Raw genomic sequence first — 13,425 nt, 5'->3', positions numbered from 1 at the left:
TCACCCGGAACTCATCTCGGGTGAACCCGTCGAATTCAGTCGTGCGCTCGCGGATGCGTGGTGGCGTAGATCTCGCGCAACGTGTTCATGGTGACCATTGTGTACATCTGAGTCGTCGCGACGGACGAGTGTCCGAGCAGCTCCTGCACGACGCGTACATCGGCTCCTCCTTCCAGTAGGTGAGTCGCGAAGGAATGCCGAAGCACGTGCGGTGAGACCGAGGTGGACACACCGGCACGTTCGGCCGCCGTCTTCAGGACTGTCCAAGCGCTTTGCCGGGAGAGTCTGCTTCCGCGGGAATTGAGGAACAACGCCGGGTCGCCTCGCCCCCTGTTCGCCAGGGCCGGACGCGCGCGGACCAGGTAGGACTCGACCGCGGCCAGTGCCGGACGCCCCACCGGAACCCGGCGTTGAACGCCTCCTTTGCCGTTCAGGAGCACGGTACGTTCCCGTTCGTCGAGGTCGTCCGCGTCCAGGGCGATCACTTCGGAGATTCGTGCTCCAGTGGAGTAGAGCAATTCCAGCAAGGCACGGTCCCGCAATCCGCGCATGCCTTCGACAGTACCCTTCTCCAACAGCCGCATGACCTCGTCGACGGGTAGCGCCTTCGGCAGGCGTCGCGGCAGGGCTGGTGGCGTCACCTCGCGCGCGGGATCGTGAGCCGTGAGTCCTTCCAGGAAAGCGAACCGGTGCAGCCCCCGCACCGCCACGATCGTCCTGGCGGCCGAGGCCGGCGCCAGGGCTGTGCCCCCGTCGTGCCCACCCCGACGCAGTGTGGCGAGGAACTCACCAACGTGATCGGCGGAGACCGCACTCGCCGTGCCCACCCCCGCCCCGGCCAGATGGAGGCCGTAGCGTCGCAGATCCCTGGTGTAGGCCTCCAGCGTGCTGGGAGCGGTTCCCCGCTCCACGACGAGGTGATCCAGATAAGCCGTGATCACCCGACGCAGTTCGTCGGGAACGTCGTCGAGATCGCGCATCGGTGACCTCCCTCCGGGACCACCCTCACACGAACGCCGGGGCGGCGCGGCCGAATCGCCGGGAAAGCCGTCAACGTCGGGAGCGGGCGGCGAATCGGGTGGGACGATCCCCCCACTCCGCCTCCGGCTCCCTCGGCCGGGCTTCCCCCCGCAGCACGGCCCGGGCCGCCAACAGCCCCGAAACAGCGGGAGCGTTGACGATCTCGCCCGCGAACACCATCTCGACGGCGCGGTCCAGCTCGAATCGACGCACCACGAGATCCGCCTCCTCGTCACCCACCGGCTCCGGGAGACCGACCTCGGACAGTCCGCGGGCGAGGTAGACCCGTTCGGCCTGATCGGTGAAACCGGGGGAAGCGGCGACGTCCACCAGCACCGACCACTCCTCGGCCGCGAGACCGACCTCCTCGGCCAGCTCCCGTCGAGCGGTGTTCAGCGGGGATTCCCCGGCGACGTCGAGCAGCCCCGCCGGGAGCTCCCAAAGTCTGCGATCCAGCGGGTAACGGTACTGATGGATCAGCACGACGCGCTCCCGCTCGTCCAGAGCCACCACCGCCACCGCACCCTGGTGCTCGACGACCTCGCGACGCGAACGCCCCCCACCCGGCATGGCGACCTCGTCCGCGCGCAGCGCCAGGATGCCCCCCACGTAGACGTCGGAACTGGACACCGTGGTGAATTCGTGCCGACCGTTCGTACGGGTAACCGGCGCGTCGGGCTGTTCGGGGTTGGCGGACATGACACTCCTGAACGATCTCGGTGTTATCACGTGCCGACCTGTCTACCGGACGGGCCGGCCGTCGTTGAGCCACTCCCCCGAGGGGAGTTCCGGGCGAGCCCGGAACTCCCGGGGCCCGTGATGGTTCCCGCTCCGCGGCGGCAGCCGACGAGGCAGCGGAACCGGTGGGACGCTCAGACGTTCGCCGGCGCCTGCACCGAGCCGGGCAACTCGACGGGCAACCGCTCGGCGGCACGGTAGTCCAACGCCGCCCGGACGAACGAGCCGAACAGCGGGTGCGGGCGGGTGGGACGGCTCGTCAGTTCCGGATGTGCCTGGGTCCCCACGAAGAACGGGTGCTGCTCCCTCGGCAGTTCGAGGAACTCCACCAGTCGGTCGTCCGGCGAGGTACCGGAGAAGACGAGCCCCGCCTTGGACAGCTGCTCACGGTAGGCGTTGTTCACCTCGTAGCGGTGCCGGTGCCGCTCGGAGACCTCGAGGGTGCCGTAGGCCTCGGCGACCACGGAGTCCTCCCGCAGCGTGGCGGGGTAGGCCCCCAACCGCATGGTTCCGCCCATGTCGCGCTCACCGGAGACCACGTCGTGCTGGTCGGCCATGGTGCTGATGACGGGGTGCTGGCAGGAGGCGGCGAACTCGGTGGAGTTCGCACGCCGCAGCCCGGCGAGGTTGCGTGCCGCTTCGATCACCATGCACTGCAGTCCCAGGCAGAGCCCCAGCAGAGGGATGCCGTTGGTACGGGCGTACTCGATCGCACCGAGTTTGCCCTCGATACCCCGCACCCCGAACCCGCCGGGAATGAGCACGCCGTCCATGCCCGACAGGGCGCGTGCGGCGGCGGCCTCGCTCTCGCAGTCGTCGGAAGCGACCCAGGAGATCTCCACCTTGGCCCGATGCGCGAAACCGCCGGCGCGCAATGCCTCGGTGACCGACAGGTAGGCGTCCGGAAGATCGACGTACTTGCCCACCAGGGCGATCCGAACCTTCTCGGTGGGATTGTGCACCCGTTCGAGCAGATCGCCCCACACCGACCAGTCGACGTCACGGAACGGCAGCCCCAGTCGGCGGACCAGGTAGGCGTCCAGCCCCTCGGAGTGCAGCACCCGCGGGATGTCGTAGATGGAGGGGGCGTCCGGGCAGGCCACCACACCGTCGGAATCCACGTCGCACATCAGGGCGATCTTGTTCTTGAGCTCGGTGGAGAGCTCGCGGTCGGCACGGCAGACCAGCGCGTCCGGGGCGATACCGATGTTGCGCAGTTCCTTGACCGAGTGCTGGGTCGGTTTGGTCTTGAGCTCACCGGAGGGAGCGAGGTAGGGCACCAGCGAGACGTGCAGGAAGAAGCAGTGGTCCCTGCCGACGTCGTGGCGGAGCTGCCTGCACGCCTCGAGGAAGGGCAACGACTCGATGTCACCGATCGTTCCGCCGATCTCGGTGATGACCACGTCCGGCGTCTGCCCGTTCTCGTCCGGCTCGGCCATCGCCCGGATGCGGGCCTTGATCTGGTCGGTGATGTGCGGGATCACCTGCACCGTGTCACCGAGGTACTCGCCGCGGCGTTCTTTTGCGATCACCGAGGAGTAAACCTGACCGGTGGTGATGTTGGCGTTCCGAGTCAGGGCTCGGTCGAGGAAGCGCTCGTAGTGCCCGATGTCGAGATCCGTCTCCGCTCCGTCGTCGGTGACGAAGACCTCGCCGTGCTGGAACGGATTCATCGTTCCCGGATCAACGTTGAGATACGGGTCGAGCTTTTGCATGGTCACCCGCAGCCCGCGGGATGTGAGTAATTCCCCCAGGCTGGAGGCCGTGAGCCCCTTGCCGAGGGAGGAGGAGACTCCCCCCGTGACGAATACATGCTTGATCGTGCGTGCTTGCGGCACCAAAAAAGCTCCCCGTGGTCGATGCCGTCACCGTGCTGGTGTTTGTGCTGGCAGGAACGTCGACACCGTCGTTCCCACGGGACTACAGCATATCCCACCCGCCGCACGCCCCGCACCGCACCCCGGAGCGCCCGGGGCGACGGCCACCGGCGAGCCCGCTGCTGCGCGCGAAGCGGGCCGGCGCTCCGCCGTCCCACCCCGGTGAGCACCCCACATGGCTCCGCGACGGCCCGCCTCACCGACCTCGCGGCGACCGAAACGGACATGCCACGAAACGTGTCGAACGAATCATCCGATCGAAGTATGCCACTGCACGGGATCGTCGGGCATGCTCGCCACAGCGAAGTTCACCTGAACCGGTCCGGCGCGGCGCCCCTCCCCATTCGCGCCGGACCCCTGCCGGGCGGCGCCACCCCTGGTCGCGCCGCCCGGCGCATCACGAGCACGAGTTCGTCCGGGCCCGTGGACCGTCCCGCGGACGAAGCGGGTAAACAACCCCTGGTGCGCCACGTGGTGCACGGAGGAGCGGTCATCGCTCGGAGCAGTCGCCGGACCGCGCGGCCACACCACGAAGGTGCTCGCAGAACGGTTCCGGAAGCCGCCTCTCGGCGCCCGCCCCGATACCGTAACTTCCCACCCGCTCGCGGAGCTCACCCCGCAGCGCCAGCACCGTCGCCACACGTCCCCCGGTGGTTTCGGCGTTGTCGACCGTGGAAACGCTCGAAACGACCGAATCGTCCGACCTGGCGATCCCGATCGTTCCGTTCCCTCGAGCCGAGCCGGTCGCGCCCGCGAGCACCACTCCGGAACTCCCGCGATCCAGTCGCGCCGCGAGGCGGGGCACGATCCCGAGCGGGTCCCGACGCTCACCGTCACCGGTCAGCACCACCGCGAGCTCCGCCGGGCCGAATCCGGGCGAGACCCGCACGAAACCATTGTCACGCAGCTCTTCGAAAGCGACTGTACGCTCCCGCTCGGTGGCTCTCGGTTCGCCGTCGCCCCCGTCGAGCAGGATCAACGGGGACAGCATCCCACCCGCCAGCGTCCCCGGATCGGAAGTCACGGGGAGACGAGCACCGGCCGGAAGCAGCCGCGGGGCGAGCTCGCGCACCCCCGCGGCCGTGTTCGGGCCGGTGAGCTTATCCGTCAGCCGCAGCGTCCCGGTCACCGAACCCCCCGCGACCTCGATCATCCGCCGCACGGCACGAGGCCGGGCACTGTCACCCCCCGGCGCCACCAGCAGCGCCACCTTCGTCCCGCGCAGCTCCCCCCGTACGGCTCGCGGAGCGATCGAGTCGGTCAGGGCCGTGGCACCGGCCAGCTCGTCGCGCAGCGTGTCACGTTCCGAGCGGAGCTGCCGCAGCTGTTGGCGCAGCTCCTCACGTTGCCCGCCGACGGTCGTCAGCAGACTTCGGCTGACCGAGTTCGAGCCGAGCAGCACCCCCAGTGCCAGGGCCAGAAACACCGCCGCGATCGAGACGACGTGGTAACGCACCGAGATCACGTGATCAGCCCCCTGCAGAACTCGACCACGGTGTCGCCGAAGGCCCCGAGCACGGTCAGGTAGGAGCCGAACATCCCCGAGGTGCTCACCACCGTGAACATCGCGAGCATCACGCTCAGCACCAACAACAGCACGGCGAGGGTGGGAACCCGGTTGCGCTGCAGTTCGAGCACGGCCGAGCCGTGCACGACCTTGCCACCCAACCGAAGCCTGGTCAGAAACGTGGAGGGGTTGGTCCCGGCCCGCGTACGATCCAGGAACTCGTCCAGCGTGGCGCGCATCCCCACCGTCGCGACGAGCGCCGCGTCGTGCGTGTCGGCGAGCAGCAGCGCGAGATCCTCGGGATTTCCCGAGGCCGGAAAGGTGACCGCCCCGATACCGAGGTCCTGGATCCGTTCGATTCCCGGAGCGTAGCCGTCGGTGTCGGCGGGGATGACCACCTCTTCCGCCGCCTTGAGCGTGCTCACGTCGAGCACGGCCGGATCTCCCACTATCACGTCCGGGGACAGCCCCGCCTCGTGCAGCGTGTCCGCCGCGGCGCCGACCCCGAACAGCACCGGGCGGTACTCCCGGATGTAGCGACGCAGCCGCCTGAGCTCTTCGGCGTGACCACGTCCCGGGGCCACCACCAACACGTGACGTCCCGCCATCGCCACACCGACGTCGGGAACGCCGATGCCGTCCAGCACGAGCATGCGTTCGTTGCGCAGGAACTCGATGGTGTTGGCTGAGAACGCCTCCAGCTGCGCGGACATCGCCGACTTCGCCTCCGCCATCCGAGCTGAGACGCTCTCGGTGTCCTGCTCCGAACCGTGCAGCAGAAGCTCCTCGCCGCGCTTGCCGGTGAGGAACACATCGCCGTTGTACAACCGCAACGTGGCGCCGTCTCTGACCCGCTCCAGGGCTTCGGGACCGACGTCGTCCACGAGCACTGTGCCCGCCGCGAGCAGAACCTCAGGCCCGAGGTTGGGATACTTGCCCGAGATGGAGGGAGCGGCGTTGACTACGGCGGCCACCTCGTGGGCGACCAGCGACTCAGCGGTACGCCGGTCGAGATCGGGCTCGTCGAGGACGACGATCTCCCGAGCTCCGATCCGAGGTGGGAGTTCGCCGATCCGCCGCTGGACGCGCGCTGTACCGATGAGCCCCGGCAATGCTTCCTGCCGACTTCCGACCAGGCCACTGAGTCGCATGCACCGATGGTGACAAAACAGTGACCGATTGTTTCAACGCCACGCCGGAGCGTGCCGTCGACAGCACGCTCCGACGGCGTTCATCCGCGGCCGGGCCCACCTCGCCCGGCCACCGCGAATCCGCGCCGCGTCGCCCTCCGCCGGTCGGTCCCGGTCAGGAACCTGCCTTGTAGCGGTCGGCGACCTCGAGCAGTTCCTCGGCGTGAGCGCGCCCCGTCTCGGTGGAGTCGAGCCCCGCCAGCATGCGGGCGAGCTCGGTGACACGCTGCCCGTCGGAGACCGTGCGCACGTCGCTGTGGGTGAGTCCGGCGTCACCGGTCGCCTTGTCGACCACCAGGTGCCGATCCGCGTAGGCCGCCACCTGCGGCAGGTGGGTGACGACCACGACCTGATGGCTCCGGGCCAGGCGCGAGAGCCGTCGCCCGATCTCCACCGCGGCTCGCCCACCGACTCCGGCGTCGACCTCGTCGAACACGAGTGTGGGAACGGTGTCCGAATCGGCCAGCACCACTTCGAGCCCCAGCATCACCCTGGATAGCTCTCCGCCGGAGGCTCCCTTCTGGATGGGCAGTGTCGGAGCCCCCTGATGCGCTCGGAGGCGCAGCTCCACGTCGTCGACTCCGTCCGGTCCCGCGTGCGTCGGCTGTCCATCCATCACGATCGTCTCGTGCCCACCCTCGCCGCCTCGACGCCGCGTCACCGTCACCTCGAGCTCTGCCTGGGCCATGGCGAGCCCGGACAGTTCCTCGCTCACCGCGGCGGCCAGTTCGCCCGCCGCCTCCGTTCGGATTCGGGTGAGCTCGCGCGCGTGCTCGGTGAGCTCGGCCGCGAGCCGGTCCCGACGCGCGGCCAGCTCCGCGAGGGCCTCCTCGGAGGTGTCCATCCTCCGCAACCTCTCACGCGCCTGCTCGGCCCATTCGAGGACACCGTCGATGTCCTCGGCGTACTTCTTGGTGAGCTGCTTGAGCTGCGCCTGCCTCGCCAGCACCCGCTCCAGCTCGGCCGGGTCCGCGTGCAGCTCATCGAGGTACCCGCTCAACTCGGCGCCGGCATCTCCGAGCAGGGCGTCCGCTTCGGAAAGCCTGTCGGCGATCTCGCGCAGCCGGGGGTCCTCGGAGGAGTTCAGCAGTCTGCGGGCCTGCCCCACCAGACTCACGGCCCCGGAAACGTCCGGGTCCTCCTCCGAACCGCTGATGGCGGTTCGGGCACCGGTCGCGACCTCGCGCAACTGGTCGATGTCGGAAAGTCTGCGGGCCTGTTCCACCAGCTTGACGTCCTCGCCCCTCTCGGGGCCGGCGCTGTCGATCTCCGACAGTCCGTGACGCAGCAGATCGGCCTCGCGTTCCAGTTCCCGCGAACGTTGGGTGCGGTCGGACAGTTCCCGGACGGTCTCAAGCCATTCCGCCCGCACCGCGCGGTACCGCGCGAGTGGTTCCTCGACTGCCTTACCCGCGAACCGGTCCAGCGCACGACGTTGCTCATCGGCGCGTAACAACCGCAACTGGTCGTTCTGGCCGTGTACCGCCAGCACCCGGTCCGCGAGCTCGGCCAACACCGTGTTCGGGACCGAACGTCCCCCGAGGTGAGCCCGCGAACGTCCCTGCGAACCGACGCTGCGAACGGCGATCAGGCTGCCGTCCTCGTCGGGTTCGGCTCCCGCCTCGCCCGCCACTTCGACGGCCCCGGAATCGGGAGTGGTGACGAACCGGCCTTCCACCACGGCTCGCTGGGCACCCGACCTCACCCTGGAACTGTCGGCTCGGCCACCGCTCAGCAGGTGCAGGCCCGTGACCACCATCGTCTTTCCCGCACCCGTCTCACCGGTCACCACCGTCAGCCCCGGGTGCAGCTCCAGCGTGGCGCTGTCGATCACGCCCAGCCCTTGGATGTGCATCTCCGCCAACACAGCAAGCACCCTAGCTGGCGCCGCCTCGCCTCAGGAGGCCCGGCGAGACGGTTAGGCGCGTTTCCCGATCGGTTCCGCTCTCACCGGGACCGGAGGAGCACCGAAGTCACGGGCGGGCGACTCCGCCGCCGGACGGTGCGCGTGACGGAGTCGGGCAGGGCGAGTCGCACAACGGAACCGAGTTCTATTCGGATACTGGCCCTCGCCAACCGTGCACAGGAAGCTCGAACTTACGCACCAACCGGTCGGTGAACGAGGTGTCGTGCAGGCGCACCAACCGCAGCGGACTCTCCGAAGCCACCACTTCCACCCGGGAGCCCGCCGGCAGGTCGAAATGGCGCTGTCCGTCGCAGCACAGCACGGCGTCGTGACCGTTCTGATCGATCTCGAGGGCCAGCGCGGAGTCCCGCGCCAGAACCAGCGGGCGCGCGAAGAGCGCGTGCGCGTTGCTGGGGACCACCAGCAGAGCCTCCACCTGTGGCCAGATGACGGGCCCGCCCGCCGAGAACGCGTAGGCGGTGGAGCCGGTCGGGGTTGAGCACAGCACCCCGTCGCAGCCGAAAGTGGAAACCGGATGACCGTCCACCTCGACGACGACGTCGAGGATGCGTTCGCGACTGCTCTTCTCCACACTGGCTTCGTTGAGCGACCAGGTGGTGGCCAGCACCTGGTTGCCCATCCTCGCGGTGATGTCGATGGTCATGCGCTCGTCCACGTGGTAGCGTCCCTCCACCACCGCGTCGACGGCCTCGTCGAGCGCGTCGAAGTCGGCTCCCGCCAGGAAACCGACCCGCCCCAGGTTGATCCCGAAGACCGGCACACCCGCCATCCTCGCGAGTTCGGCCGCGCGCAGCAGGGTTCCGTCACCACCGAGCACCAGTACGAGCTCGGTGCCTTCGGCGGCGAGGGGCCCCGGCGCGACCACCCGGCTGTAGCAGGCCGGACTGAGTTGCGGAGCCTCCTCGGCCAGGACACGCACCCGCATACCGGCACCGATCAGCCTCCCGGCGACTTTCTCAGCGGTGCCCAGGTTGTACTGCCTGCCGGTATGTATCACCAGAAGTACGTCACGGGTCAACCGGCGTCATCCCCTCCGAGGGTCTCGGTGTCGGTCTCCGCCGACCGGGAAGCCGTGGTGGCGTCGGTCGAGGAAACCGTTACCGCCTCGGTGACCATGGTGGTCACGTCACGAGGTGCCTGGTCGCCGCGGCGGTGCAGCCAGACGAAATACTCGACGTTTCCCGACGGGCCGGGCAACGGGCTCGCCACGACGGCCTGCAGTCGCAGCCCGTGCTCGGCCGCCGCCGCGACCACACCGAGCACCGCCTCGGCGCGCAACGCCGGATCCCGCACAACCCCTCCCGCACCGAGGCGCTCCTTACCGACCTCGAACTGGGGTTTGACCATGAGCACCAGGTCGGAGCCTCTGTGCACGCACTCACTCAGGGCGGGCAGAACCAGCCGCAACGAGATGAAGGACAGGTCGGCGACCACCAGGTCCGTGGCCTCCCCGATGTCCTCGGGGGTCAGGTTGCGCACGTTCTTGCGCTCACACACCGTCACACGTTCATCGGTGCGCAGCTTCCAGTCCAACTGACCGTAGCCGACATCGACGGCCACGACCTCCTCGGCCCGCCGTCGCAGCAGCACATCGGTGAACCCTCCGGTGGAAGCACCCGCGTCCAGGCACCGCCTGCCCTCGACCCGCAGGCCCTCCTTCTCGAACACCTCCAGCGCGCCGAGCAGCTTGTAGGCGCCTCGGGAGGCCCACTTGGGGTCCTCGACATCGTCGGCGACGACGATCGAGGCATCGTTTTCCACCGAGGTCGCCGACTTCCGTGCCACGAAACCACGTACAGTCACACGCCCGGCCTCGATCAGCTCGCCGGCGTGTTCCCTCGACCGCGCGAGCTTGCGCCGTACGAGCTCGGCATCCAGTCGTGCTTTTCGAGGCACCGCTTCAACTCCCGCTACTGCTCGGTCCGGACAGCAGTTCTTCGGCCCGGTTGAGGGCATCGGTCAACGCGTCGTGAACAGCGTCGAACCGGGCGACGTGCTCGGAAACAGGCAGCCGCTCCAGTTCACGCAGATCCGCCAGGGACCGTTCCACGGCCTCCTCGGCTTCCTGGATCCGGTCCACGACCGAATCGGCGGCAGCCACCGAATCAGCCGCTCCCTCGCCATGTTGCCCCGCGGACTCCATCTCCTCCTGCTTCATCACACACCACTCACAGTGATACCAATCACACGGGCCGAACACCATGCCACGAAGGCATCGAAAGAACGGTCCAAAGGACGGACGGGTATTCCACGCTATCGGATCACCCCGCTGGCCGCCCTTCGGTCTCCTCTCGTCTCAGCTGGAACGGCACACGGGCAGCGCACGGCAGAGAGGCCAAGGACAGGTAGGTGACTCAGCCGACCGCGGAAGTACCGAAACGCTCGTCATCGAACCCAAGCAGGCCCAACTCACGCAGTACTGCCTCTGCGGTGGAGTCCTCGGGGGTCACCGTGGTTTCTCCGCTCCCCACAGCCCACCGTGCGGTACACAGGGCCCGCAGGGCCGTCAGCCCGGTCCACTCCCCCGGCGATCCGATCGCTGCTCCGAATCCGGCCGCGCTGACCGCGGCCAATGACAGCCCGGAACCGGTGACATCGACCTTCCACCCGGCCTGCTCCGCGATCATCGTCGTTTCGGCCGGGGCTTCGAGGGCCGTCAGGTCGGCCGCGACGTAGGTGGGGCGGCATTCGACCGGGGCGGCCAGCAACTCGGCGGGAGTGCTGACACCGCTGAGCACCATCATCGACGGAATACCGGCACGATACGCTCCGAGGATATCGGTCTCCAGCCGATCTCCCACCAGCATGGGCCGCAGCGCGTCGGCCGTGTTCACAGCCCGGTCCAGCAGAGTACGTTCCGGCTTTCCCGCCACCAGGGGACTACTGCCGGTCGCCTCCCCCAACGCTGTCACCAGCGCCCCGTTACCGGGTAACTCACCCCGCTCGGTGGGAAGAGTCGCATCGCGATTGCAAGCCACCCAGACCGCACCACCACGTATCGCCAAGCAGGCTTCGGCGAGATCGGCCCACGTGGTGTGCGGGGAGTGTCCTTGTATCACGGCCACCGGAGCCGAGTCGGCGCCGCGCACCGGGGACAGCCCGACATTGGCGAGCTCCTCGGCGAGAGCACCGGTACCGACCACGAGGACGGGGGAACCTGGGGGCACTCGTTCGGCCAGCAACGCGGCTCCGGCCTGGGCGCTGGTGCTGACCTCGGGAACCGTGGCTGCCACCCCGAGCTCGTTCAGAGCGGCCGCCACCTCCTCGGGAGGTTTGGAGGCATTGTTGGTGACGTACCGAACCGACACACCCGCCTGACGAACACGGGAAATAGTCGACTCGGCTCCTTCGATGACCTCACCACCGCGATAAACCGTGCCGTCCAGATCGAACAGCAGGGCGTCGTGTTCGGCACCGAGCGATTGCCGCACGGTACTCCTTCCGGATCGTCGCTGGACCGTCGTCGGTTACGGAATCAGTCCCAGATCCCCAGATCGACATCATGGGAGGCGGGGGACCGATCGTGCTGCGGAATACGTCCGGAATCCGGTCCACCTTCCTCTCCGATGGCGCCTTCCTGTTCCTGCGAAACGGCGATCTCGGTTTCGGCGTGCGCGGCCAACCGTTCCGCCTCCTCGGGTCCACCGAGTTCGGAGACGAGTTCCTCGAGCCGTTCGGGAGCATCGGTGACTTCATCGTCATCTGCGTTCGCGGCATGCACGAACCAGGTGAAGGCCTCCCTGGTACGCCCGGCCGCCAGCAGATTGTCCGCGTAGGCGTAGAACAGCCGAGCACTCCACGACTCGTTCCGCTGCGGATCCAGCTCGGGGACCTGCAGGCTCACGACAGCCGCTTCCACCTGGCCGAGATCACGGCGTGCTCCAGCACCCACGATGAGCAGTTCGATCGCCTCGTCCTTGGGCAACCGAGCGGCTTCCTCCTCACGCGTGAGCTCCAGGGCTCGCTGTGGTTTGCCGAGGGCACGTTCGCAGTCGGCGATGGTGGCCAAGTGGGACTGCCCCCCCATCCTTCGTGCCGCACGCAGTTCGGAAAGCGCCTCGCTCCAGTTCCCGACGTAGTAAGCGGCCAGTCCGTTGGCCTCCCTGGCCGCTGGGGACCGGGAAGCCTTCCGGCGGGCGTACCGAGCGTGTTCCAGCGCCTTTTCCGGCTCTGACTCCAACAACATCCCGACAGCCACCACGTGGGCACCCACGTCTTCGGCGACCATCTTGGGCAGCGCGCGGAAGTCCCTGCGTACTTCCGGATCGAGTTGTGAGGCGTTGGCTTCCTCCGGCAGCTTCGGAGCCCGGGCGCGATCTTCGTCGGTCGTCGCGTTCGACTGCTCCGCGTCACGGCGGGAACGTCCCGCTCCACCGCCCGCCGAACCGGAGGCGGGATCCTTCCGCTTCGGCGGGCGGTCATCCCGCGAACGGCGGTCCTGCCGTGGGGCGGAGGCGTCTCGCGAGTGAGCGGCCTGTCCCCGGTTGTTCCCGGCACGATGGTCGTCCGGCTTTCGCCTCCGGTCATTACGTCCTACGCGGTTGTTTCCACCACGGGAATCGTCGCGCTGGCCCGGAGCCTGATCACGGCGTTGCCCAGTGGATCCGGAACCGTAACGACTCGAGCGGCGTTCACCTCCGCCGCTGTTTCTGGCTCCAGGCGGCCCCCCACCGGAACCTCCCGTGTGGGAACGGTTCGGCCTGCGGGCCTTGCCTGGTCCGCCACCGGTGTCGTTGGCACGACGCCGAGCATCACGCTTGTCATCAGAACTGGACACCGGACCTCCTGAAACTTATGCACATGATACCCCCCAGCTTAGCCGGGTAAGCCCCCTGCCAGTGGGATGGACGAGTCATATCCGGGAGGGGCCGCCAACCCGACTATGGGGGTGGAATCGCAGTCATACGACGGTGGGGGCGTTTAGGGAAGTGGGGACGTGTTTTGGCCCCACCCCCTTTGTGGTGGGGGTGGGGCCGGTGGGGGGTTGGGTCGGCGGTGTCCGTGTCTCCCACACCCGTGGGGGTGCAGTACCTGGGGCGCTGGAGGGCTTAGCTGCCGGGTTCGGGATGGGGTCCGGGCGTGTCTCCTCCGCTGTGGCCACCGACCCAAGTGTTGGGGGCTGTGTGCCAGCCGGTTGTGTTCAATTGGGGTGATGGGGGGTGGTGG

Annotated in this window: 11 protein-coding genes and 1 rRNA gene; all 12 read right to left on the bottom strand. The window is 68.3% G+C overall.

The features are described from left to right. Positions 1-35 precede the first annotated feature (35 nt). Positions 36-980 (bottom strand): site-specific tyrosine recombinase XerD, encoded by a 945-nt coding sequence (locus BLQ75_RS19845; RefSeq protein ID WP_092604198.1) that lies wholly within the window; start codon positions 978-980, stop codon positions 36-38. 70 nt (positions 981-1,050) lie between these two features. Next, on the bottom strand, positions 1,051-1,719 hold the full coding sequence (locus BLQ75_RS19840; protein WP_092604197.1) for an NUDIX domain-containing protein: 669 nt from the start codon (positions 1,717-1,719) through the stop codon (positions 1,051-1,053). Between the two features lie 173 nt (positions 1,720-1,892). Next, positions 1,893-3,596 carry a CTP synthase gene (locus BLQ75_RS19835; RefSeq protein ID WP_244515771.1) on the bottom strand — a complete coding sequence of 568 codons (1,704 nt, stop codon included), beginning with the start codon at positions 3,594-3,596 and terminating at the stop codon, positions 1,893-1,895. Between the two features lie 529 nt (positions 3,597-4,125). Beyond that, on the bottom strand, positions 4,126-5,091 hold the full coding sequence (locus BLQ75_RS19830; RefSeq protein WP_170837587.1) for a copper transporter: 966 nt from the start codon (positions 5,089-5,091) through the stop codon (positions 4,126-4,128). A gap of 5 nt (positions 5,092-5,096) precedes the next feature. Next, entirely contained in the window at positions 5,097-6,293 is a 1,197-nt protein-coding gene (steA, locus tag BLQ75_RS19825; protein WP_092604194.1) for a putative cytokinetic ring protein SteA, read from the bottom strand. Between the two features lie 154 nt (positions 6,294-6,447). Beyond that, positions 6,448-8,199, bottom strand: coding sequence for a DNA repair protein RecN (gene recN / locus BLQ75_RS19820; protein ID WP_092604193.1), 1,752 nt, complete (start codon positions 8,197-8,199; stop codon positions 6,448-6,450). Positions 8,200-8,383: 184 nt separating this feature from the next. Further along, positions 8,384-9,277 carry an NAD kinase gene (locus BLQ75_RS19815; protein ID WP_043572829.1) on the bottom strand — a complete coding sequence of 298 codons (894 nt, stop codon included), beginning with the start codon at positions 9,275-9,277 and terminating at the stop codon, positions 8,384-8,386. Then, positions 9,274-10,155 carry a TlyA family RNA methyltransferase gene (locus BLQ75_RS19810; RefSeq protein ID WP_092604192.1) on the bottom strand — a complete coding sequence of 294 codons (882 nt, stop codon included), beginning with the start codon at positions 10,153-10,155 and terminating at the stop codon, positions 9,274-9,276. Before BLQ75_RS19810 ends, BLQ75_RS19815 begins: the two co-directional genes overlap by 4 nt. 4 nt (positions 10,156-10,159) lie before the next feature. Beyond that, entirely contained in the window at positions 10,160-10,417 is a 258-nt protein-coding gene (locus BLQ75_RS19805; protein ID WP_244515770.1) for a hypothetical protein, read from the bottom strand. 196 nt (positions 10,418-10,613) lie between these two features. Further along, on the bottom strand, positions 10,614-11,690 hold the full coding sequence (locus BLQ75_RS19800) for an HAD-IIA family hydrolase (protein WP_092604191.1): 1,077 nt from the start codon (positions 11,688-11,690) through the stop codon (positions 10,614-10,616). A 44-nt stretch (positions 11,691-11,734) separates the two neighbouring features. Beyond that, entirely contained in the window at positions 11,735-13,036 is a 1,302-nt protein-coding gene (locus tag BLQ75_RS23935) for a tetratricopeptide repeat protein (protein WP_211481487.1), read from the bottom strand. Positions 13,037-13,246: 210 nt separating this feature from the next. Further along, positions 13,247-13,364: ribosomal RNA gene (gene rrf / locus BLQ75_RS19790) — 5S ribosomal RNA — on the bottom strand. Positions 13,365-13,425: the final 61 nt, after the last annotated feature.

Source organism: Actinopolyspora xinjiangensis (assembly GCF_900104475.1).
In the GTDB taxonomy this organism is placed as follows: domain Bacteria; phylum Actinomycetota; class Actinomycetes; order Mycobacteriales; family Pseudonocardiaceae; genus Actinopolyspora; species Actinopolyspora xinjiangensis.
This window is presented reverse-complemented; position numbering and strand designations above follow the sequence as displayed.

Excerpts from the sequence above, each read along its gene's own strand:
- BLQ75_RS19845 (WP_092604198.1), bottom strand. The coding sequence starts at position 980 with ATGCGCGATCTCGACGACGTTCCCGACGAACTGCGTCGGGTGATCACG.
- BLQ75_RS19840 (WP_092604197.1), bottom strand. The coding sequence starts at position 1,719 with ATGTCCGCCAACCCCGAACAGCCCGACGCGCCGGTTACCCGTACGAAC.
- steA (WP_092604194.1), bottom strand. The coding sequence starts at position 6,293 with ATGCGACTCAGTGGCCTGGTCGGAAGTCGGCAGGAAGCATTGCCGGGG.
- BLQ75_RS19805 (WP_244515770.1), bottom strand. The coding sequence starts at position 10,417 with ATGAAGCAGGAGGAGATGGAGTCCGCGGGGCAACATGGCGAGGGAGCG.